A 24,105-nucleotide genomic window follows, 5' to 3' on the forward strand; every position below is an offset into this window, starting at 1 on the left:
AGACAGACTACCCTTAAAAGAGCAGCGTTGAGTCAGGATTGATTTTCCGATGGACTAAAATTACTTACTTTTCCGTTGTTCGACCAGGGCGCTGATTTCGGCCGCCGTTTTATAGACCTGCTGCCCTTTCCGAACCATCGTGCGGATGAACTTCGGCCGTTTCTTCGTCTCTTCAAAAATCTTGCTGATATACTCACCCAGAAACGAAATCCCCAGCAGGTTGATTCCGCCAAAGAACATCACCAAAATAATAACGGTTGATAAACCGGCTGGCGTGTCGGGGAAGAATACGAACTTAGCCAGTATTTGCCAGATAATACCCAGCACCGACAATCCGGTCAGCACAAAACCCGCGTAGGTCATCAGCTCCAGTGGGGCGAAACTAAACGAGAAAATGGCTTTCTTGGCCCACCAGATATTTTTGGTCCAGTTGTTGGTCGATACACCGAACATACGTTCCGGGCGTACGTAATCGACGCCGGTTTGTTTAAAGCCCACCCAGGCCCGTAGTCCGCGCAGGAACTGCTCGGTTTCGGGCAGGTTGACCAATTCGCGAACCACTTTCCGATCAATGATCGAAAAATCGCCCGCATCGACCGGAATATTTATGTAGGCCGTTTTGCGGAACAGCCGGTAAAACTGTTTATAGAAGAAATGAACATGAGGAGCCATTTCGCGCTGTACACGAACGCCATACACCACGTCGTAGCCCTGTTGCCACTTTTCATAAAATTTCGGAATAACTTCGGGCGGGTCCTGTAGGTCGCCGTCCATCAGTACCACAGCATCGCCCGTGGCGATTTCCATACCGCTCAAAAACGCCGACTGCGAACCAAAATTGCGCGAGTGCTTGATGGCAATCACGTTTGGGTCTTTGGCGCAAATACCTGCCAGTACTTCGTCGGTATTGTCGGGGGAGTTGTCGTTGACGAAAATGATTTCGTACCGAACCTTCATTTCGTTGAAGGTTTTCACCAGCCGCTCGTACATATACGGAATAGCCTGAGCGTCTTTGTAGCAGGCAATAATTGGCGAGATGACCGGGTTGAGCGTTGGTGTATTGAAGGCCGGAATAACCCGACTTTCGTATTCATGCGAAAGCTGCCAATCGGCGGTTTGGCGCAGTCCATCGCTCAGTGATGTCGTTGCTTTCCAGCCCAGATCAGCTTCGGCCGCATTGGGGTCGCCATACCAGTCGGGGAGGTCCCAATTGCGGTTGTTCATGCTTCCCCAAATTGGCTCTATAGCCAGCCCGAATGTTTGCCGGGTAACTTCTACCAGCTCGCGCATGGTGGTTTTCTGGCCGGTAGCAATATTGTATGATCGACCGCGAATGGTTTCATTGACTCGAAGCGCTGCTTGTACAAAGGCATCGACACAGTCATCGACATACACAAAATCGCGGCTGATATCGGGCGAAACCAACGGAGGTAATTTTCCGCCACGCGCTTCTTCGATCAGGCGGGGTATGAGTCGGTCGGGTTCTTCCCAGCCGCCATAAATCGAATACAGGCGTAGGTTGAGGGTGTTTAGCCCATGAACTTTTGCGTAGAATTGGAGCGTGTAAGCCGCCGAGACTTTCGAAACGGCATAGTGGCTATTGGGTTCAACAGGGTCCGTTTCTTTGGGGGCGGTGCAGTTGAACCCATATTCTGAGCTACTTCCGGCGTGGATATACACCATATCGGGGGAGCAGTTCTCCAGAATGTTTACTGTTCCCAAAACGTTGGTTTCGTAGGTCAGGCTAACGTTTTTCTGTTTGCTGTAGGCACCATAGGCCGCCAGGTTGAAGATCGTTTTGGGCTTTAGCTTTCCAAACACATCCTGAACCGACGTATTGGAAAGTATATCGCAGTGAACAATATTCTCGGCGGGCACATCGAGCAACTTTAGCCGCCAGGCTTTTGTAGCGTCGTGTGTGAGTGCGAAAACATCCTTGCGAGCGCGAAACAGTTGTTCGAACAGATTCGCGCCAATGAAGCCACTGGCTCCGAAAACAACAATGGGTCCCTGAAGACGGGCAATTTTTTCTGGTAGCAAAATGGGGGCAGACTGATTCATTCAGGCCGCAATATTACGGCAAAAGGGTGGATGTGTCGTATCTGACAACAGTTTTATAGCCAACGGTTATGAAACAAATTTCCTGATCAGGCTACCTGAGCCGATAAATAGCGCTCGCTCACTTCGGCATGAGCCTGTTCATACTGAGCCGGTGTCATGGGCAGATAGTGCCATTCGAGCCGGTTTTCCATGTACGAAACGCCTTTCCCTTTCACGGTTTTGGCGATGACGACTTTGGGCTTACCGTTTGCCGATTGGGTGACCTGATCTATGGTTTTCAGAATTTCCGGCACATTATGACCATCGACCTCGTAGGTGTCGAAACCCATAGTTGCCCAGGTACGTACATCGGCGGTGTCGCCCAGCACATTGGCTGTTTGATCGAATCCCTGCAATCCGTTTTTATCGATCAGCACAACCAGATTGTCGAGGCCTCGCTGAACGGCGAAATGAGCTGCTTCCCAGGTTGTTCCTTCATTGGTTTCGCCGTCAGACATCAGCACAAACACGCGTGAATCGTCGTTCAGCAATTTGCTGGCATGAGCAATACCCGATCCAATGGGTAAACCATGGCCGAGTGAACCGGTGGCAAAAGGAATGCCTTTATGTTGATTGGGGGCGGGGTGAGCCGGGAGCGTCGTTCCGTTCTTGTAGTAACTTTCCAGCACCTCGTCCGAAATTTCGCCTGTATAATTCAGGCAGGCATAGAGTGAGGCCGCTGCATGGCCTTTCGAAAGCAGAAACGTATCCTGCTCGCGTTTGCGCATCACCAGCGTGCCAATCATCAGGTCGACGCAACTGAGTGAACAGCCGATATGACCAGCATGAGCCTGATGATATAAACCCAGAATTTTTAGCCGAAGCTGGCCCTGAAGTGTTTGCAGATCGATGGCTTCTGTTGTCAAAGTCGTAGTTGGTTGATTTGAAGGCAAGACTTATTCGCCGTAACGATAGGTTGAACCTTTGAAGTCAAAAATAGTAATTTTTTCGCCAGACTGCCCCTTAACTAATACTATACGGTCGCGTTCGTTGGGGTCGATACGCTGAATGTAGGTCGCGTTTTTTGGTAAGTAGACATTGACCGACTGGGCATCCAGCAGCGACACCGGCGAATAGGTTCGGTCCATTTTTTCGGAATGAATCTGCCGCGTCTTATTCGGGTACAGAATGGTGTCGCCGGGGGCATAGAGCTTTTCTAACTTCTTCGCCGATGCCCAATAGGGGTTTGAAATACGTGGTTTGGCAAAGAAGGTATATTTGGGAGCCTGATCGGCATAGAGGTCAATGAGCAACTGAGCAATGTTGCCCGCCTGAATCAGCAATACCAGAGCGATGGGAATACTGAACCACCACCGAAGCGTAGTTAACTGCCGCAGGCCCATAGCCACAAAAATGCATACGTATGGAAACGAAAAACCCGAATATCGTTGGGTGATTCCGAACGTATGCCCCGAGCGCCAGGCCATAAAGAGCAGGAACAACGTCGGTACAAAAGCCAGCAGCAACAGCATCACAACCAGTGGCTTCTGACTCGCGTCGGTTCGCTCGGTTATGTAGCGCCAGATCAAATAGAGGAAGGAAGGTACGACCGAAAGAACCAGCAGCCGCAGTGGCTCGAACGAATAGAACGGAAGTCCGATCAGCAATAGGGCTGGCACGGCTCCATAAAGCCATACGGGTGGATTTGAAACCTTATAGTACCGATGAATGATAAACGCGGCAGCCGTTCCCAGACCAAGCGCCAGCAGCGAATTTCGGATACTGACCAGCACCGCAATCATGCCGTTGGTTACCATAAACAGGTCCGTAAAAATCGGAACGGCCCGCACCGCAATGTTCGGAATAGTGGCCGGTAAAATAATCCCGAAACCCGATTTGTAGGGGTTTGTCAGCGCAATGTTTCGGTAAAACTTTGCCTGATAATCCAGCGTAAAGAACGTGTATTTGCCACCGCCAAAAATAAACCAGAGCGATACGAGCCCCAGTCCAACAACGCTGGTTATGCCGAGTGTTACCCAGGCTTTTGTATTGCGAAGGAACAAGAGTGCGTATAAACCATGACACAGAAATACGGTAACGGTGAGGTAGTGCGACAACACCGACGTAACAAACACGAACCCATAGGCCAGGTAAAGCACTGGCAATGAAAGCCCTTTTGGGGAAGAGGATGAGACTTGCCGAACCCGCTCCATAATCAACAGAAAGATATGGGTACCCAACAACGTTAGAAAAAACGTCATGGAGTAGTTACGGGCAATATGGCTATAGGAAACAAAAAACGGCTCAACGGCCGCAACGGCCGCACTCACCAGCGCCAGCGAATCGGAGCGGAAATGTCGTCGAACAAACACAAACAGTAGCCAGACGATCAGCGTACTGAAAATAACCGAAGGCATCCGCAGCGACGTATCGCTTAGCCCAAAAACTTCCATCCAGAGCCAGAGCACACCGTAGTAGGAGGGACTATTGCCAATATCGCCCCGAATGTTGGCCTCAATAAAGTCGTTGAAGGTTTTGGGTTTCCAGAATTCAGCCGGAGTAAAGTATTTTTTACTGAAAACATCCTTCTGATTAAAGCCTTCCAGACAAACGCCCTGACTGATGAGCAGGGTCGATTTTTCGTCGAAATAAATACTATAAGTGCCAACCCGGTATAGGCGGAGCGCTAGCGCCAGCACCAGCAAAGCGCCTAGCAGCAGTGTTGTTGTACGTGATGATGGGGTGAACATTGCGGCAAAGCTAGCGCAAAATCTCAGTTCTCACAGCTTGAGAATGGTGAATTCTACCCGCCGGTTTAGTTTACGCTTTTCTTCGGTTCCGTTACTGGCTATCGGTTTGCTAGGCCCCCAGGCTTTCGTCTGGATGCGATTTTCATCGATTCCTTTCTCAATCAGGTAGTCTTTCACAACCCGAACCCGATCGGCCGATAATTTCATATTTAGGTCCCATTCGCCCTGATTATCAGTATGTCCTTCGACCAGGATCTCCATTTCAGGGTATTGTTTTAGCATCTCCACCACATGATCCAGTTCAGTGCTGGCCCCGGCAACCAGATCGTACTGGCTCTGCTCAAAGAGCACATCACGCATGGTTATTTTCTGGCCTGCTTCAATTTTTACCAATAGCAAATTCCGTTTAATATCCCGAAACCGTTTGTCTTTGCTTAAGTCCAGTGTTTCGGTTGTTGGGAAGTAGCCTTCCTTAATGGCACGGATGGTATACACTTTCTGCGTGGGCAAAATAAGCTTGTATTCGCCCGTTTCGGGATCGAAGTCGGCCTTGGCTGTTTCTTTCTGTTCGTCGGCCAGACTCGAAATAACTTCCGACGCAACGGGTTTTTTGCTTTTGGAATCCAGAACCTGCCCCGATACAATGGCTACCGGATCGGGTTTAATGGCCGGGTAAAGCTTAAGCCGAAAAATATCGTCTTCTCCCATCGAGCCAGCCCGTGAGCTTAGATAGGCATAATCGCCGGAAGCCGGAATGGTAAAATAGCCATCCCATTCGGGCGTATTGATGGCGGGTCCCAGGTTTTCGGGCTCGCTCCAGTTTGTCCACGAGTCGTCGAGCCGTCGGGTTACGAAAATATCGCCATTGCCGTAGCCTGGATGGCCACCAGACGTAAAATAAAGTGTGCGGCTATCGGCGGCTAGGAAAGGGGAACTCTCAAAATCGGCCGTATTGACAACTGGCCCGAGCGAAACCGGCTCCGACCAGGTATGATCGGGCTGTTGGTGGGTGATGTAGAGGTCGCGGTTGCCACGGGTGTCTTTGCGCTGTACGGCCAGAATAATCGATTTGCCGTCGGGTGAGACACAAAACTCCAACTGGTTTTTTTCGTGAAGATTATAATTGTTGGCAATCTTACATTCAACGGGTTGCGACCATCCCTGGCGGGTTTTTGTCGATTGCGAAATGCCGAACGATAAGCCTCCATCCGGCCGATAAACATTGATGAGATAGGCTGTACGGCCATCGGTAGAGAGGCCGCTGATGGCATTATCGCCAGCGTTGTTGATGGGTGAACCTACATTGACAGCTTCGCTCCAGGTTGCGGGCTGGCCAGAACCTGCCGATTCGAGGGTCGAAAACCACACATCCTGCCGGTCTGAACTGCCAATGTTGGCTTTGTTGAAGTTGCGGGTAAAGTAGAGCGTTCGGCCGTCGGGAGCAATTACGGGGGCTACTTCCTGGCCGTTCGAATTAACAGCTTTGCCCAGATTCTCTTTGACAATTTCTTTGGGCGTATCTTTCGAGACGTTGATACCCACAGTTATGGGCGTAGTGGTTTCTGAGATCCCGATGGCGTCGATCTGATTTGGGCCGGGGATAGCCGCACTGTTAATAACAACTTTGACCTGATTGCCGATAATAGCCGAATCGTTCAGCGTGATGTGCAGCAGAGGATCAGTGCGCAGGGCGGGGGAGTCGTTTTTATAGACCTCATGTGGTTTCCCGCTCTTATCAATAACGAGCACTTGTATTACGGAACCCGGATTGACATTTTCGCCAATAACGATCTGGCGAATTGTGATTGGATGGTCGAAAGCGACCTGTATCCACTCTTCCACTCCTCCACCAATTCGGGGTTCCCAGGCAGCCGGACTTTCGCCCAATTGGGGCAATTTGCTGGGTTTGCCCAGCGCCTGCGATGCTTTATACTGGTCGCCATTGACATCATTCTTTTTTTCGGAAGAAAACCCGACCACACGACTGGCCCATTGAACCTGTGCTTTCCCGACCTGTTCTGTCGGGTCGCCCGTGCGCCGTTGTGGTTCTGTCGGACGGGCCCCCGATGTTTGTGCCGGACTTACTGAACCGGTCATCACCAGTAATAAACCAGACAAGATGAACCAAACTCGCATAAACAATGAAAAGGGAATCAAGACGTTGGCAGGCTGCTGACCCTACTATGGGTAAGCACTACCTGTTAAACTCTAAACGATCATGGGAGATTGTTAGGTAAGTTACAAAAAAAGTTAGTTTGTCAGGACTTTATATTCCCAAGGTTTGAGCGTGAGGGACATTTCGGGCTTCAGTTCCATCGGTTGCCGACTGAAAATCTCTGTATAAACGCCTTCGTACCCCTGACTTGCCCCCGATAGGCGGAAGGTTTGTGGTTCTTCACTCATGTTGATCAGAACAACGACGCGGTCGTTGTCGCGTTGACGCGAAAAGGCATACACTTTTTCGTCGTGATCAGTATTGATTTTTTCGGCATTACCACCTGCCAGACCATTCCAGAGAGCCCGGTTGCGGTGTTTGAGCGTAAGCAGAGTCTTAAAGAAATTACTTTTGGCATACGTTCCCCACGAAATAGGGTCTTTCTCGAAAAAAGCCAGCCGTCGATTTAAGTTAGACTCCATGCCATTGTAAACCAGTGGCATACCTTCTAGAGTGCTGCTCAGCACAATAAACGCATCGGCCGAAGGCCCAAACGTTTCGGCCAGTGTACCGTGATGCGTGTTTTCGTCGTGATTTTGGGTGAAAATCATTTGGTAGTACCAGCGTGGAAACCGTTTCTGATTGCTGGCCCGCAGGGTATCGAGGCTGGTTGCTGGTAAGTCGCCCTGTGCAATGGCTTTCATCATCGAAAACATGGCCCAGCCATAGTTGGCGTTGAAACAGGTTTTGAACTGCTCCGGATCATCTTCCCACTCAGCCAGCATAAACACCGTTTTTATTTTGTCCAGCTCCGGGCGTAGCTGAGCCCAGAAATCGTCGGGAACAAAACCCGCTACATCGCACCGGTAGCCATCAATATCACATTCTTTCAGCCAGAACTGCATGGCCTCGATCATGCCTTTACGCATTTCCGGATTGTTATAGTTCAGATCGACAACATCGGTCCAGTCGGTAGCTTTCCCGGTTTTGGGGTCAATGGGGGTTGTCATTTTTCCATTTACCCTCGTATACCAGTCGGGGTGTTCTTTTACCCATACATGATCCCAGCCTGTGTGGTTGGGTACCCAATCGAGAATGACCCGTAAGCCCAGCGCATGAGCTCGTTTAACGAGCGATTTAAAATCGGCCAGTGTGCCAAACTCCGGATTAATGGCGGTGTAGTTGGCTACCGCATAGGGGCTACCCAGCTTCCCTTTTTTGTGTTCCTGACTAATGGGATAAATGGGCATCATCCAAACGATATCGACACCGAGTTCTTTCAGACGCGGGAGTTGCTCTTCTACAGCCTTGAAGGTGCCTGCCTGCGAAAACTGACGAGTATTAACTTCGTATATAGTCGCATTTTTGGCCCAGTCCGGAGCGGGAGGAGCTGCCGCTGCGGTTGTGTCGTTGGAAGAAGCGGTTGTTTCGGTGGTTGATTTTTGGGTGTCACGGCAGGCCACGGTCAGCAGCATAGTGCTGAGAGAGAGGGCCAGATATAATTTCTTCATAAGTACAGGTCTGCGGTAGAGTCGGTTAAGTCGTACGGCTTGAGGTCAGGCCATCATGGGTTTATGGCTATTCTTTAGTTGCCGGATGGCTTCCAGCGGATCAGGTGAGCCAAAAACAGAGCTTCCGGCTACCAAACTATCAGCTCCTGCTTCCAGTAGGGCAGGGGCATTTTTTAAGCTAACGCCACCGTCTACCTCAATCAGTGCCGGTGAGTTATTGGCCAGCAGCAACTGTTTAAGGCGGGCTATTTTAGGAAGTGTATGCGGAATAAACGATTGTCCGCCAAAACCTGGGTTGACCGACATGATTAGAATTACATCAACCTGATCCAGAATATCTTCGAGATTAGTTATGGAGGTGTGCGGATTCAAAACAACGCCCGCCCGGCATCCCATTTCCCGAATGTGCGAAAGCGTACGGTGTAAATGCGTACAGGCTTCATAATGTACGTGAATAACCGAAGCTCCTCCCTCGGCAAATGCGTCGATATAGCGGTCGGGGTCCGTAATCATCAGGTGCACATCAATGGGTTTCTGGCAGTACCTGCGAACAACGTCAAGTATGGGAAAACCAAACGAAATGTTAGGTACAAACACCCCGTCCATTACATCAAAATGCAGAAAGTCAGCCTCGCTTCGGTTAATTAATTCAAGGTCCCGTTGCAGATTGGCAAAATCGGCGGCAAGTAGCGATGGCGCAACGATAGGCTGAGTCATAGTTGTTAAGAAACAGTCCGAAACCTTACTTTTTAAAAGAAACGCTTTTCGCAGGTTGTATCAAACTGTCTGTTTTTTTTATCCTGTAAAGCTAAGTTTTTTTGCTTGAACGAGGAAACAAACCCAATATTTGAGAATTCGTTTAGTAAAACAACGCAGGAGTGAACGTAAATACAGAAGTTGAGCACGACAGATCGAATTGCCGAATTTTCTGCTTGCTTCGCCTTGCGAATGGCTTTAGCTACTTATTTAAATTTATTCTATGACACCCCAGGAGCGCATTGCAGAACTGACCGACCAACTGAATTATTATAATCATCAGTACTATCAAAAGAGTGTATCGGAAGTAGATGATTTTACGTTCGACCAATTGTTGGTTGAGCTAACCGAACTAGAGACGAAATACCCCGAATTTCGTCGGCCCGATTCGCCCACAGCCCGCGTTGGCGGAACGATCAGTAAAGAATTTCAAACGGTTTACCACCGGTTTCCGATGCTGTCGTTAGGAAATACCTATTCGGAAGAAGACCTGGTTGAGTTCGATAACCGTGTCCGAAAAGGACTGAATGGTCAGGCGTATGAATACGTCTGCGAACTCAAATTCGACGGTGTAGCGCTGAGTATGACCTATGAGAATGGTGTTCTGGTGCAGGGAGCAACCCGTGGCGACGGCGTTCGTGGCGACGACATTACGAACAACATCCGCACAATTCGAACCCTGCCGCTCCGCTTACAAACACCCGCCCCCCAGCCCCCAGCCATCCCCGCCCTTTTCGAAGTTCGTGGTGAAGGATTTCTGCCATTGGCCGAATTTGACCGGATCAACAAAGAGCGGGAAGACATTGGCGAACCGCTGCTGGCCAATCCTCGAAATGCTGCTTCCGGTACATTTAAACAGCAGGACTCCAGCGCTGTAGCCAAACGCCGACTCGACTGCTATTTATATTCGTTTCTATCTGACCCTGAAGTATTTCAAACGCATGAAGAAAGCCTGGTTGCTATGAAACAGTGGGGGTTTAATGTGTCGCAAACCTGGCGGAAATGTGCCGACATTCGGGAGGTAATGCTTTATATCAACGAGTGGGAAACCAAACGATTCGATCTGCCGCTCGGTACGGATGGTATTGTCATTAAGGTTAATCGGTATGATCAGCAGCGCGAACTGGGCTACACTGCCAAAAGCCCACGCTGGGCCATTGCCTATAAGTATAAAGCGTTGGCTGTCAGTACGGTGCTTAATGGGATTCGCTATCAGGTTGGCCGAACCGGAGCCGTAACGCCCGTAGCCTTATTGACGCCTGTATTGCTGGCCGGAACCATCGTAAAACGGGCGTCGCTGCACAACGCGAACGAAATTGAGCGGTTGGGCGTAATGCTGAACGACACGGTGTTTGTAGAAAAAGGGGGCGAAATCATTCCGAAAATAACGGGTGTCGATCTAACGCACCGTACCGACCAAAGCCAGCCTATTGTATACCCAACCACTTGTCCGGCCTGCGGAACGCCGTTGATTCGGAAAGAAGGCGAAGCCAATTTTTACTGCCCCAACGAACGGGGGTGCCCGCCACAACGGCAGGCTCGATTCGAACACTTCATTCAGCGACGGGCCATGAACATTGAGAGCCTGGGCGAAGGTAAAATCGAACTGCTGATCGACCGGGGACTCGTGCAAACACCCGCCGATCTCTATAAGCTCACGTTCGATGATTTACTTGGTATTGAAAAAGTCTTTGACGATGAAGAAACAGGTAAACGCCGAGTGGTGAGTTTCCGCGAAAAAACGGTGGAGAATATTCTGACGGCCATTGAGCGATCGAAAGCGCAACCATTTCAAAATGTGTTGTTTGCGCTCGGTATTCGCTACGTTGGCAATACAACCGCCGAGAAACTGGCCGATTATTTTGGTTCGATGGATGCCATCATGAGCGCTACACAGGAGCAGTTACTGGCCGTGCCCGACACCGGACCACGGATTGCCGAGAGTGTAGTGGAATGGTTTGCCGACCCGGAAAATCGGGACTATGTCGAACGGTTGCGGGCGGCTGGTTTGCAGTTTGCTGGTGAGAAAAAAGTGGTTGAGCGCGAAGGCGATACGCTGGAAGGCAAAACATTTTTATACACAGGCACTTTTATCAACTTTAGCCGGGAAGAACTCGAAGCGCGTATTGCCGCTAATGGCGGTAAGGTGCTGAGTGGCATTTCTAAAAAGCTCAACTACCTCATTGTTGGCGAAAATGCCGGGCCGTCGAAGCTCGAAAAAGCGCAGAAACTAAACGTAACCATGATCAGCGAAGACGAATTTATGGCTATGCTGTCCGTATGATTATTGCTGAAAATGAATTTGTTACCTTTGTGATCACATAAACCCACCAGCCTATGGAAGTAGCCGCTAATTTTGATGACATAAGAGCTATTCTAAAGGATATAACCGTTAATCTGCGAGAAATAGCTGAAAGCCAGAAAGAGACAGATCGATCACGCGGCAGAATGCCCGCATGATTGGCGATTTGGGTAATAAATTTGGTTCGTTTACAGAAGGAATGGCTTTTCCGTCGATGGAAAAAGTGCTGCGGAAACAGTTTGGCATCACCACTATTACGACCAATTACAAAACCGAGTATGGACCCGATACGCTGGAAATCGGTGTGCTGGGCTTTGCTAATGGGGCTGTGAATACGGTCGTGCTGGTCGAAGTAAAAAGCCATCTCAGAGAGCGCGACATTGAGCAGCTTCTGAAAAATCTGGACCGTTTCCGGCGCTTTCATCCCGAATACGCCGACAAAAAACTATACGGTATTCTGGCCAGTGTACAGGGTTCAACCGAGATTATGAAGAAGGCAATGGAGGCAGGATTGTTTGTCGCATCCATTCATGATGAGGTTTTTGAGTTGAAGACACCAGCTTATTTTGTCCCGAAGAACTTCGCCAGTAATCTGGACAAATAAACTGCAAACTCCCAACGAATTTCCCGTAACTTTGCAGGAATATATTCCTGTTTCCACGAATGGATACCAAATTTCACGGCGTCGGCGTTGCCATTGTGACACCCTTCAACGCTGATCAATCTGTTGACTTCGACGGCTTCGGCCGCATTATTCGGCACGTTTCCGAGGGGGGCGTCCGCTACATTGTTCTGCAGGGCACTACCGGCGAATCGCCAACGGTGACGAAGCAGGAGAAGAAACAGTTGCTGCAATACCTTAAGGAAAATAACCCAAAGAATCTGCCGATTGTTTTTGGCGTTGGCGGGAATGTGACGGCCGATGTTGTGGCGGGTATGAAGGATATCGACTTCGAAGGAGTCGATGCTATTCTGTCGGTTTGTCCCTACTATAACAAGCCTGGTAAACGGGGTGTTATCGAGCATTTTATGCGTGTTGCCGATGCTAGTCCGGTTCCGGTTATACTCTATAATATTCCATTTCGGACGGGGATCAATATGAGCGCCGAAACGATCTGCGAACTGGCGCAACATCCCAACATCATTGGTGTGAAAGAAGCATCGTGCGTGATCGAACAATGCATGGAAATTGCTCGCGACAAGCCCGATGATTTTCTGCTAATTTCGGGCGATGATGTGCAGGCTGTGCCTATCATTAGCATTGGTGGGGTTGGGGTTATGTCGGTCATTGCCAACGCATTTCCGGCTAAGTTCTCGGCTATGATCGATGCTGCCCTACAGGGAGATTTTGCCTTTGCTCAGAAAGAACTTGGCCATTTTCTTCGAATTGATCCACTGCTGTATGAAGAAGGCAATCCAGTTGGGGTAAAAAATATCATGGAAATTATGGGCCTGATTTCGGCCGAAGTCCGGCTACCGCTCATGAAAGCATCCGACGACCTGAGCGAACGCCAGAAAGCAGTACTTCAGCGCGATGGATTGCTGGAACTGGTGGCCTGATCAATAAATAGTCTTCAAAGCAAAAAAGCCGAATCCTGACAGGATTCGGCTTTTTTGCTTTGAAGACTATAATACGTATAGAATTGCTCATCGGCCTCCTCCGCCAAACAATTTAGAGACCAGCCAGATAACGACGCCAATTCCCAGCACAACCAGCAAAACGCCTGTCCAGACGCCTGTTTTGAAAATATCGCCGATGGCTTCGCAGCCAGTCATAAATACGGTAATAAACACAGCCACCAGGGCTATTGGTAAAATGCGCAGTAAGATTTTCATAAACGTTGAATGGTTTATATGTGTAGTTGAGTAATTCATTCAAAAACGAATTATACCAATAACAAGCCCCGGCAACGTTTGTTTAAACTTCTGGTCGTCAGATATTCCACCAGTAAGTCCATTTCAAGACCAAAGCGCGGTTTTTGATCGAGAACAGGCCCGGAATGTCCTGACCGGGCTGCAACCCATTAGGCAGGTAGTTGTCGGTATACACCAGGAAAAAATCAGAAGCCGGTTTGTAACGCCATTGAATCCGGGCGTTGATGTTCATATTTTTCTGTTGCTGGTTGTATTGGATGAAGGTGGTCATGTAGAGCGTATTCGTAAGCGTAAGATCGAAGCGAGGGCTCACGAGCCAGATTTTTGTGGTTCCCCAGGGTTGGGGAAGCCGCAAATTGTTGTAATTGATGTTGACGGCCAGGCTCACATAGGGCTGAAAGCGATAGCCCAGATCGGTAACAATATTCAGTCGGGTCCCATTGGCATAATAACCACCATAGGAGGTTAAGATTCCATAGGTAAATACGCTCTGCGGCTTGGAAACAAACTGAAGACCCCAGGTAGTCCAGTTGTGTTCGGTACCGGTTGCCAGTGCCGTATTTCCAGTATTGGTTGGGTCGAATGGTTGCAGGAGCCGGACATAATCCGTAGTGAAGGAGGGGGTTAGCACACTGCGGCTTCGAAACGTGATGGCATAACTTAGCGTGCTTTCGTTATCGCTTTGTTTCCAGTTCGAATCAAAAAAATAGCTGGACGTCAGCGTTGGGCCGTGATTGAGAACACCGCTACCCGTTGGCAGAAAGGTATAACCCACCGTGGCCAGTCCACGTTCATAACCGCGTCGGGGAACATACCCCACTTCGGCATTGTAGTTTTTGCCAACGATTTCTACCTGCCCATTAATAAGCCATTTACGGCTGAAATATTGCAAATTGCCAGAGTAAACGGCTGTGTTATTGGTTTTATTGGTGCTGTCCTGCGGGCTAAACGATTTGACATACAGGAGCTTACCACTCCATAGGTTATTGGCAGAAGCCAGATTATATTCCAGACCAAGATTTCGGTTGAATCGGGAATAAAGCGATTTGTCGGTTACGGATGTATAATTGACCGATTCTTTATTCACCAGCATCATACCGATGTTGGAGCGGGCTCCGATCCGGCGCTGCAGAGCCATAACGGCGAAGTTTTGCGCTGGCAGACCAGTATTGTCTACCCGACCCGTTTCCATATCCATTACTCCCATGCGCCAGTCTTTATTGAGTTTGCCGCTAAGTCGGGCACCAAAGCGAATGGGAACACCGCCCAGACCGATGCGTCGGCTAAAGAATGGCCGGATGGTGGCATAGCCAAAATTGGCAAACTGGTCGCCGTTTTCCAGAAAAAATTGCCGTTTCTCCGGAAAAAATAACTCATACCGGTTTAAATTAGTAACCTGCTGATCAACATCGACTTGCGAAAAGTCAGGATTGACCGTCAGATCCAGATTCAGCGACGACGTAACGGCCACTTTCGCATCCAGTCCGGCATTTAGCCGATTCTGGGTTGGCACCTGGTTATCGTAGTCGCGGTTTAGGCCCGTTAGCAGGTAAGGTATAATTGAAATATTTGGCCCCGGTTGTGGGGGAGCTTCGTCCCATATCAATACGCCGGTGAGCGCCAGCGAGGCCGTTGGAAACTGGCGCTGAATAGGTGTCCAGGACGATTTTTCGGTGGTTTTGAGATCCTGTCGGCTAAAATTGATACCCCATCGACGGATATCTTTTTTATAGCGAATGGTTTTGAACGGAATAGCCAGTTCAACCACATAGCGGTCGGGGTAGTTTCGTACCTCCGAAACCCATTTGTTATCCCAGCTCAGATTGGCTTTGCCTCCTTCGTAGAGTAAGCCATCCCACTGAGCGCCAGCCGCATTCGTGCCAAACGTAAAGCCATTGGTTTGGTCGTCGAAGGTATCCATGAAAAAAATGAAGTTGTCATTCTTACCAAAAGCCCAGTCGCGCCGGAGCGATTCAACCATGTAAGGTCCTTCAATATACCCATGGTAACAAACAGCACTCAGATAAATATTGCGGTCGTCGTACGTCATACGCACATCGGTCTGAACCCGGGCGCAACTGGTATCCATCGGCAACACCATCCAGAAATCAGTAGCCACTTCGGCATCTTTCCAGGCGGCTTCGTCGATAGACCCATCAATCTGAATTGGCGATTGGGCGCGATGAATATGCAACTGATAGTTCTCGTTTTTCTTTTGAGCGAGTAGCCCCAAAGGCAAAAACAGTAAAAACGTAATTGAAATAGTAAGGGAAAGTTTCACTAAATGACTGTCGGGTATAGAACCAGAGAAGAGAAAACGTATTCTTAAAAGCGCCGAGAACAACTTTTTTACCCCGTTCCCTAAAAAACATACGGGCAACAACCTCCAGGTTATTGCCCGTATGACGTTTATGGCTGGTTGATTTTGCCTTAATTGCCAACCATAAATACAGCATTGCCGAACAGCAATTTACCATTATACCAGAATCCACGGAAAAGCGGATCATCGGCGAGGTAAACGATGCTGCCTCTGCCAAGATTCTGAACGCCCATCAGCAGGGTATTTTTTAACTTTTCTTTCGCATTTTTTCCCGAAAAACCAGCCACATAATTATCTGCTTTCAGATAGCCCACGTTCCAGCCATCTTTCAGGAAATCGAAGTTGAATGCGTTCTGAATCAGCGTGTAATAGCCTCCCGAAAGCCCAAAACCCAGTGGGTGAGTAGTATCAATATTGACCCGATAGATGCTGCCCGGAATATCGTCTGAAATGGCCACTCGCTCCCGGTCGCCGTAGGTTTTGAGCGAGTCGGCTGGATTACCCTTCTCTTTCCCTTTATCTTTTGGTTTTTCTTCCTTTTCTTTCAGGTCGAAGCCATCCTTACCGGCCAGAAACGAAGCCGCCCGTTCCATTGCAATCAGTTTGCCACCGGCCCGGATCCATTCTTTCATGGCCGACAGCGATCGATCGTTCAGATATCGACTATAATTATAATTGGTCGGCAAAATCAGAACATCGAGTTTGCTCCATTGAATGTCGGCTAAAGAAGTACCATTGACGAGCGTAATGGGGTAGTTTAACTCCTGATCGAAATAATGCCAGACTTCGCCCGCCGAGGGAGGAGGTGTTCCATCGCCCACCACCAGAGCAACCCGAGGGGCTTTCAGACCCGTTACGAAATCGGAGCCAAAGTCAGATCCTTTGGCAACAAATCCCGTTTGAACCGGAGTAATGTCGGCACTGGTTTTGGCTGCTTCGGCCTGGACGATGCCGTCGAAGCGGTCGCCAAAGCGTTCGTTACCCGCGCGAGTGATAATGAGTGTGCCCGATGGATACGTTTTATCGTCCAGTTCAAACGGTTTTTCGGCGGCTCTTACCCGAACTTTCTGTTTCAACAGCCCTGCCAGCATCTGCACGGCGGGTAACGATTGCCAGCGAACAACGTAAGCATAGGGTTTTGTGACGGTACTGGAGGCTGGTTTGCTGGCCGTAGGGATAGGGCCAGGTGTCAGGCGTGTAGTCAGCCCATAGGTTTGCAAGCCAAAGGCGTAGGGCAACGACCAGGCCGTAATATCATACGTGGCTGAATCTTCCAGATTGGAGTTTGGTTCGAACAGGATTTTGAGTAGTGTTGATTTAGGCTGATAGGCGCTAATCAGCATGTCTTCAGCAGCTACCGAAACCGTTTTGTCATTTTTCTGAGTCGTATAGTTGAATCCTGCCAATGTTTGGGCTTTCCCTGCATAGCCATACGTGATTTTATTACGGTCAAGCAGTTGCTGTAGTGCCTTAAGACGCCCGGCATCTCCATTCGATTTAATGATATACGTTTTATAGGGACCTACTGGCGAGTTTCGCGATTTGTCGAAAAACTGACCAAATTCTTTTACCACTTCGGCAGGTCGATCGGCAACGGATTCGAGCGTGGCAATACTGGCAGTATAGTGGTGGTCGATTCGCTGACGAAGGGTAAGCGTGTCGCCATCCTGTTTTTCGATAGCAAGACCGGCTCTTGAGTTGCCACCCTGTTCGTAGGTCATACCAATAGCGCCATTATAAGTGGGATAGGTATCACCATAGCTGGGATAGAACAGGTCAAAACGTTCGCGGGTGTAGTAGAGCCAGCCATTACGGTCGAAATAGCGGCTGCAATATTGGCCAATGGTTTGCTGAAACTGGCGTTGAAATGGTGTAATGTCTTCGTGATAGGGCTTGGCTGAAGGGGCAAAATAGTAAGGGCTCTCTACCCCCATCTCATGAAAGTCGCCGTGCAGATGAGGCATCCATTGCTGATACAGTGCCATCCGGTGCTGGGTAATTTCCTGGGTTTGCCAGGCCCAGTCGCGGTTGGGGTCGAAGAGGTAGTGGGTATAGCGACCACCCGGCCAGGGTTCAACGTGCTCGCGGGCAAAAGGCGTTGGATTAGGGTTCTGACCCATCATCTGATTGTACCAGTTCACATAGCGGTCATGCCCATCGGGATTTAAGCCAGGGTCCAGAATAACCACCGTCGTGTTCATGATTTTCTGGGAAACTGCATCAGTGGGGTCCAGTAGCCTATATAGCACTTCCATAAAGGCTTCCGAGCTAACAGCCTCGTTACCATGAACGTTGTAGCTAAGCCAGGCTATGGGAGGCTGGTTAGTACCCGACGGCTGGCCATCGAGCATGCCAATCCGCTTCAGATTATTGGTTCTGATTTCGTCAAGTCGGGCCATGTTGGCTTCAGACGCAACAGCAACGGCCATTAACTGGCGTCCCTCGTGTGTTGTGCCATAGGGAAGTAGCCTGACGCGGGCAGGCATTTGTCGGGCCACCTGCTGGGCATAGGCCAGAACGCGATAATGAGGAGTAAAACGCTCGCCAATTTTATAGCCGAGAAATTGAGCGGGAGAATCCGGACGGGAAGACGAATTGCTGGAGGTTTGCGATGAAGCCGTCAGCGACGTAAGTGCCAGGACCGCCAGTAGAAAAAGATGTTTCATGTATGCGGTAAAAAAGTTAGAAAGCTAACATCCTCAAAAATAGTAGTAAATCGTTCCAGAAAACTTTTTTTGAAAATTTTTTTGCGGTGGGTATTGCATTATAAAAACATCTGCCTACCTTTGCACCACGATTCGCCAACGCAGCGGCAACAAAGCTAAAACGTTGGGTCTTGGTTACAAGACGGCCGATTCGTCTAGCGGTTAGGACATCGCCCTTTCACGGCGGTAACACGGGTTCGATTCCCGTATCGGTCACTAACATTTGAATTGAAAGCCCCAAATTCACCAGAATTTGGGGCTTTTTCATTCTATATGCCTGGCTGATCGGCGGTCTAGCCTCTGTATCGATGCCTGATTTGAAAGGGCACCGATTGCCGTTGGGAAGGGGTAATAGGAACTCGCTACCGCTATGGGCAAGTTAATTCTTTGGCTGAAAATCGGTTAGCAGAAATTTGGACATTTTATAGATTGGTTGCCTGACCAGTCTATACGATTTCATCAAATAGCCGTAGCCCGGTCAGTACCCGACTGCGGGTGGGAGTATTTTTAAAATAGCGATTAAAATCGAGCCAGGCCCATATGTCGGCAATTGTAAGACTAAAGTCACCCGCTGCCTGCCAGAGTGATACGCCAGATAAACGGAAACGAATAAATAGCGGAAAGTTTTTTCTGAATTTATAGTTAGTTTCTATACCATAACTGTTGGTCAGAACGTCGACCAGGGAGGGAACATTTTCGGGCTGGTGTGCATACAAAGCATCATAGAGCGATGCAGCTATATAACGCTGTTGGATCTGAGTAGACGCATACAGAACTTCATTCCGGTTAGTCCTGAAGTGCAGATAAGCTGGCTTTTGTAGCCAAAGCGCAATCTGCATGGCAATCATCTGGTGAAGGGTTCTCAGTTTAATTTTTGAGGATTCCTGATCCAGAAATGGCTCAAACGAAAGCGTAAACAGATCTATACAATTAGCGATCGAAGGATTGGTAAATACCACGCTTGGCGCATCCAGTTGATTCAGCGCATATAGGCAATAGCGAATAATTTTATACCAGTGAGTTTCTTTAAGGACGATAGTGGGGTAAAACTCTATTTTGTAGCCCAGTATCGTATTGATAGATCTATTCTGTGCTTCCAGAAGTTCGTCGAAAGCGTCTCGTTGTGTTATACCATTGATACGGTGACGAAAGAAAAGAGTTTGATCAGCCCAGTCGGTAATTCGTGGACTTAATGTTTTTAGCAGCATAGACCGAAATCCGTTCCGTTTAGACCGATTGTGGCTGTTTCTGATCGCCATTGTTACCATATCGGTCAACGCCAGCAACGATAGACTGCCAGATAGCAGTGTTTCGGGGGAGTGGTTTACGGTTGCCTCTGTAGGTGTTTTTACCATGGTGCTTTGCATCAGCTATTTGTATTCATGGCATATTCTGTTTTGGAAAATGCAGAAGCTGCTTAATCCGTCAATAGCATAAAGTAGTATACAGTACTCTTTTAGTAGGGTATTATAAAGTATCTAAAAGGCGATTCGATTAAAATAATATATATTAAAAAGTACAGTTCTGGTGGTATGTATAAAAAATGTTTAAAAAATTAGTGATACTAAATGATAAAATTTAAATGTTGATAATTATGCAATTATAGAAATAACCATAATTATATTGTTACCGATAGATAGAAAAAATAACATTATATATATCTTACTTCATAGTGTGTACTTACTATTAAGTTTCATTCGGCAATTGATGATTCCTGGGTTTTTAATGTGTTCTAATCGTTACCTATCCGGAGTGTATGTGAAGTGAGCTGAATTTGAGCGGTAGGTTTTAGTATTTATCTGGAATTAACAGGTAGGTGCTTAATTTAATTTGGAATAATTCTAAATCTAAAAGTACTTTGCAACGCCAATCCACCAGATGCTGGTGCTTATCTGAAGGCAATGCGATTTATGTCACTACGTTACATTTGGAGTTGTTTATTGATCCTGGCTACTACTGGAGTCCTTATTCTGGCCTGTTCATCGCCCGGTGAAGACATGAATACGGGAACGCAATTTGACCGTAAAGCCATGTTGCAGCAGTACGCCGATAATCTGATTCGTCCTGCATTTCAACTTCTTCAGGCCAACACAACTCTTCTCAACACAACCGTTGACGCGTTTGTGAGTGCACCAACTGCCGATAAATTAGCAACGCTACAAACTGTCTGGCTGGCAACACACACTTCATTTCAGGCGGCCAATGCCTATAATTTTGGTCCGGCAGGAGAGTCGGGGAGCCGAATGGCGCTGGTTCAGGAAATTGGTACGTTTCCGGTAAGTACGACTAAAATCGAAGCAACTATCCCCAAAGGAACTTATACCCTAACCGATGCCAACTACGACGCTCGTGGCCTGCTGGCGATCGAATACCTCATTTTTGATGTCAGTGGCGACAATAGCCGGATTCTTTCTTCATTGCAGAGCGTAAATCGGCAGGCATATCTGAAAGCATTGGCGACCAATGTTAAGCAGCGGGTCGATGATGTCGTGACCGGCTGGGATACATATGTAACAACCTTTGTTAGCAGCAACGGTACTGAAGCCGGTAGTTCAACATCCGAACTCTACAACGAATTTATTCGTAGCTACGAGAGTATAAAAAATTATAAAGTCGGGTTGCCGCTGGGGGCTCGTGCCGGACAGACGGCCCCTCAACCCAATCTGGCCGAAGGCTATTACAGCAATCAGTCACTCACGTTCATCAATGCCCATCTGAACGCGATCGAAAACATCTGGCGCGGCAAATCGGCCGACAAGGATGGTATAGGTTTTCAGGAATATCTGCAACAGGTAGAAGGTGGGCCAGCCCTGATTGCCAACACCGAAGCCGAACTGGCCCAAATTCATCGGGCCCTGGAAGCCCTGAATGGAAAGACATCGCTAACCCAGCAGATAACGACGAATAAGTCGGCGGTTGATGCACTCTACACCGAGCTTCAGAAAAACACACGCTACTTCAAAAGTGACATGTCGTCGTTGTTAGGCATTGCTATAACCTTCAGCAGTGGCGACGGCGATTAATGTAAACGATTATGAAACGAACACTTACCTACCTTTCTCTGGCTGCCCTACTGACGCTGGCAGGTTGTAAAGACGAAAGTAATCCCTCAACGGTACCATCGACGGATGAACTCGAAAAAGCAGCACTGACCAACTATGCCAATCTGGTTTATGCCAATTATTCGGATGCTTACGACGGAGCCAAAGCCATGAGCGATAAAATTAATGCCTTTCTGGCTGCACCATCGGCGGCTGGGCTGGATGCGGCCCGGCAGGCCTGGCGCGATGCTCGTGTGCCTTATGGCCAAACGGAAGCATTCCGGTTTTATGGTGGACCTATCGATGGCGACAATGGACCGGAAAGCTATATCAACGGCTGGCCGCTCGACGAATCGTATATCGATTATGTGAAAGGCAGCCCTACGGCTGGTATCATCAACGATCCTGCGACCTATCCGACCATTACGAAGCAGTTGCTGATCGATCTGAACGAGAAAGACTCCGAAACGCACCTGAGCACTGGCTGGCATGCCATCGAATTTCTGCTGTGGGGGCAGGATTTTAACGCCAATGGCCCTGGCGACCGTTCGTATACCGACTACACCACAGCTACCAATGCAACCCGGCGGGGCGAGTACCTGAAAGCCGTTACTGAACTCTTGCTCGATCAGTTGGGCGAAGTAAGGGACGCCTGGCAAACCGATGCTGCCTATCGGAAAGAGTTTACCACAACGGGCGATACGAAAACCATGCTGTCGAATATGTTTCGGGGCATTGCTGCACTGAGTAAAGGAGAACTGGCAGGTGAGCGTCTGGCCGTAGCCCTGGCCAGCCACGACCAGGAAGATGAGCATTCCTGCTTCAGCGACAACACGCACGTGGATATTGCCATGAATTTTAAAGGCATTCAGAATGTGTATATGGGTACCTACGCCCGCACCGATGGCACCGTAATCAAAGGAACTGGTCTGGCCGACATTGTGGCGCAGGTGAGTGCGCAAAAAAATCAGGCTGTTCTGAATGCGTTCGGCAGTACGCAAACCAGCGTCGACAAAATTGTGGCGAATGCGCCATTTGATCAGGAGATTCTGACCGATGCGGGTGGCTACATTGCCGCTACCATTGATGGCCTGCGGACATTGAGCGATCGGATTGTAGATGCTGCATTCTCGCTGGGTATTCAGGTGAACGGAAATACCGAATAGACTAATTTTTTATAGAGCGCGGTGCGAAGTGTAGTCTATCCGGGCTTCGTTTCGTACTGCGTTCTGTCAGTATAATGAAACCAATTTTAACCGTAACGAGTATACTCTTTTTCCTGACCATAGCGGGCTGGTCGTGTCAGCGCGATGTGGATGCCCTGAGCGATATTCGGGAAGCTGGCGAAGAATTGAGTGGTGGAGCTGCCACCACAAGCGACCTCTCCGAAAATGCGTTCGGCAATCAGGCCGACGGTGTTACGTCCGACCAGGAAAATCAGTTTGTCATCGGAAATTCGTTCTTTCGAAATAACTGGACCATTGCGCCAGCTTCGGCTTCGGCCCGCGATGGCCTGGGGCCAATGATGAATGCTGTTTCGTGCAGTACCTGCCACCTCCGCGATGGACGGGGAGAGCCTCCCGCCGATCTGTCGGATGGCGATTTAAAAGGGTTGTTGTTCCGGTTAAGTATTCCGGGGCAAACAGCCGAAGGTGGCCCTGTACCCGAGCCTAATTATGGTGGTCAATTCAATCCATCGGCTATTCCGGGCGTAACGGCCGAAGGAACCGTAGCCGTTACGTATGTTGAGCAGCCCGGAACGTATGCCGACGGCACCGCTTACTCATTACGGAAGCCTGTCTATCAGTTTCATGATTTAGGGTATGGAGCCATGCAGGCTAACACGATGATGTCGCCACGGGTTGGGCCTCAATTGCCCGGAATGGGTCTGCTGGAAGCGGTTCCCGATGCCACTATTCTGGCCCTGGCCGATCCCGATGATGCGAATCGTGACGGTATTTCAGGACGCCCTAACTACGTCTGGAATTATACAACCAAACAAAAAGTACTGGGTCGGTTTGGCTGGAAAGCCAATCAGCCTGATCTGCATCAGCAGACAGCTTCGGCGTTCAATGGCGATATTGGCATAACGACTTCGTTGTTTTCAAATTCTGACATGACCACTACGCAGCAAAAACTCTATGGTCAGTTGCCCAACGGTGGTTCGCCCGAACTTGAGGATAAAAATCTGGACAACGTTGTCGTGTACCTACAAACATTAGCTGTTCCGGCTCGGCGTAATGTGCAGGATGAAACCGTTCTGCGCGGCAAACAGCTTTTTCAGCAACTGAATTGTATGGGTTGTCACGTAGCCAAATTGCAAACCGGCGCTCATTCGGTGGTGGTGCTCAGCAATCAGACGATCCGGCCTTATACGGATTTGCTTCTGCACGACATGGGCGACGGGCTAGCCGATAACCGTCCTGATTTTGAGGCTACTGGCACTGAATGGCGAACACCACCGCTATGGGGTATTGGCCTGATAAAACTTGTCAATCGGCATACCTATCTGCTCCATGATGGTCGTGCCCGTTCCGTAGAAGAAGCCATTTTGTGGCATGCTGGCGAAGCGAAGAAAGCAGCCGATGGTTTTCGGAATTTGTCTAAAAAAGATCGGGATGCGCTGGTAACATTTGTTCAAAGTTTGTAA

16 protein-coding genes and 1 tRNA gene are annotated in these 24,105 nt (G+C 49.0%); 7 read left to right on the forward strand and 10 right to left on the reverse strand.

The features are described 5' to 3' along the window. Positions 1-60: 60 nt before the first annotated feature. The 6 genes from WBJ53_RS10760 to rpe all read right to left on the reverse strand — a co-directional run bounded on the left by WBJ53_RS10760 (position 61) and on the right by rpe (position 9,173). Positions 61-2,061: an NAD-dependent epimerase/dehydratase family protein gene (locus WBJ53_RS10760; protein WP_338876118.1), complete on the reverse strand. Its 2,001-nt coding sequence runs from the start codon at positions 2,059-2,061 to the stop codon at positions 61-63. 86 nt (positions 2,062-2,147) lie between these two features. After that, positions 2,148-2,966: a transketolase gene (locus WBJ53_RS10765; protein ID WP_338876119.1), complete on the reverse strand. Its 819-nt coding sequence runs from the start codon at positions 2,964-2,966 to the stop codon at positions 2,148-2,150. 30 nt (positions 2,967-2,996) lie between these two features. Beyond that, the gene (locus tag WBJ53_RS10770) at positions 2,997-4,790 is read right to left on the reverse strand and encodes a glycosyltransferase family 39 protein (RefSeq protein WP_338876120.1); all 1,794 of its coding nucleotides are present in this window, start codon (positions 4,788-4,790) and stop codon (positions 2,997-2,999) included. Positions 4,791-4,820: 30 nt separating this feature from the next. Further along, positions 4,821-6,926, reverse strand: a complete 2,106-nt coding sequence (locus tag WBJ53_RS10775) for an OmpA family protein (RefSeq protein ID WP_338876121.1) — start codon at positions 6,924-6,926, stop codon at positions 4,821-4,823. Between the two features lie 114 nt (positions 6,927-7,040). Continuing rightward, positions 7,041-8,456, reverse strand: coding sequence for an alpha-amylase family glycosyl hydrolase (locus WBJ53_RS10780; RefSeq protein ID WP_338876122.1), 1,416 nt, complete (start codon positions 8,454-8,456; stop codon positions 7,041-7,043). Between the two features lie 45 nt (positions 8,457-8,501). Further along, positions 8,502-9,173, reverse strand: coding sequence for a ribulose-phosphate 3-epimerase (gene rpe / locus WBJ53_RS10785; RefSeq protein ID WP_338876123.1), 672 nt, complete (start codon positions 9,171-9,173; stop codon positions 8,502-8,504). Positions 9,174-9,435: 262 nt separating this feature from the next. Between rpe and ligA the strand changes: the two genes are divergently transcribed. From ligA to dapA, 3 genes are all read left to right on the forward strand, one after another. Continuing rightward, entirely contained in the window at positions 9,436-11,496 is a 2,061-nt protein-coding gene (ligA, locus tag WBJ53_RS10790; RefSeq protein WP_338876124.1) for an NAD-dependent DNA ligase LigA, read from the forward strand. Between the two features lie 172 nt (positions 11,497-11,668). Beyond that, positions 11,669-12,118 carry a hypothetical protein gene (locus WBJ53_RS10795; protein ID WP_338876125.1) on the forward strand — a complete coding sequence of 150 codons (450 nt, stop codon included), beginning with the start codon at positions 11,669-11,671 and terminating at the stop codon, positions 12,116-12,118. Positions 12,119-12,177: 59 nt separating this feature from the next. Then, positions 12,178-13,074, forward strand: a complete 897-nt coding sequence (gene dapA / locus WBJ53_RS10800; protein WP_338876126.1) for a 4-hydroxy-tetrahydrodipicolinate synthase — start codon at positions 12,178-12,180, stop codon at positions 13,072-13,074. 87 nt (positions 13,075-13,161) lie between these two features. On the opposite strand, the gene WBJ53_RS10805 is transcribed toward dapA, so the two are convergent. From WBJ53_RS10805 to WBJ53_RS10815, 3 genes are all read right to left on the reverse strand, one after another. Further along, complete coding sequence (locus tag WBJ53_RS10805) at positions 13,162-13,350, reverse strand: hypothetical protein (protein ID WP_338876127.1); 189 nt, start codon at positions 13,348-13,350, stop codon at positions 13,162-13,164. A 97-nt stretch (positions 13,351-13,447) separates the two neighbouring features. Next, positions 13,448-15,670 carry a DUF5916 domain-containing protein gene (locus WBJ53_RS10810; protein ID WP_338876128.1) on the reverse strand — a complete coding sequence of 741 codons (2,223 nt, stop codon included), beginning with the start codon at positions 15,668-15,670 and terminating at the stop codon, positions 13,448-13,450. 149 nt (positions 15,671-15,819) lie between these two features. Further along, entirely contained in the window at positions 15,820-18,375 is a 2,556-nt protein-coding gene (locus WBJ53_RS10815) for a M14 metallopeptidase family protein (protein WP_338876129.1), read from the reverse strand. Positions 18,376-18,558: 183 nt separating this feature from the next. On the opposite strand from WBJ53_RS10815, the gene WBJ53_RS10820 reads away from it, so the two are divergent. Next, positions 18,559-18,630, forward strand: a tRNA-Glu gene (locus tag WBJ53_RS10820). Positions 18,631-18,860: 230 nt separating this feature from the next. Here the strand turns inward: WBJ53_RS10820 and WBJ53_RS10825 are convergent. Further along, on the reverse strand, positions 18,861-19,781 hold the full coding sequence (locus WBJ53_RS10825; RefSeq protein WP_338876130.1) for a hypothetical protein: 921 nt from the start codon (positions 19,779-19,781) through the stop codon (positions 18,861-18,863). Positions 19,782-20,324: 543 nt separating this feature from the next. On the opposite strand from WBJ53_RS10825, the gene WBJ53_RS10830 reads away from it, so the two are divergent. The 3 genes from WBJ53_RS10830 (at position 20,325) to WBJ53_RS10840 (ending at position 24,105) form a co-directional block, all read left to right on the forward strand. Beyond that, positions 20,325-21,437, forward strand: coding sequence for an imelysin family protein (locus WBJ53_RS10830; RefSeq protein WP_338876131.1), 1,113 nt, complete (start codon positions 20,325-20,327; stop codon positions 21,435-21,437). Between the two features lie 11 nt (positions 21,438-21,448). Next, positions 21,449-22,621, forward strand: coding sequence for an imelysin family protein (locus WBJ53_RS10835; RefSeq protein ID WP_338876132.1), 1,173 nt, complete (start codon positions 21,449-21,451; stop codon positions 22,619-22,621). 74 nt (positions 22,622-22,695) lie between these two features. Next, positions 22,696-24,105: a di-heme oxidoredictase family protein gene (locus WBJ53_RS10840; RefSeq protein WP_338876133.1), complete on the forward strand. Its 1,410-nt coding sequence runs from the start codon at positions 22,696-22,698 to the stop codon at positions 24,103-24,105.

The sequence above is a fragment of the Spirosoma sp. SC4-14 genome, from assembly GCF_037201965.1.
In the GTDB taxonomy this organism is placed as follows: Bacteria; Bacteroidota; Bacteroidia; order Cytophagales; family Spirosomataceae; genus Spirosoma.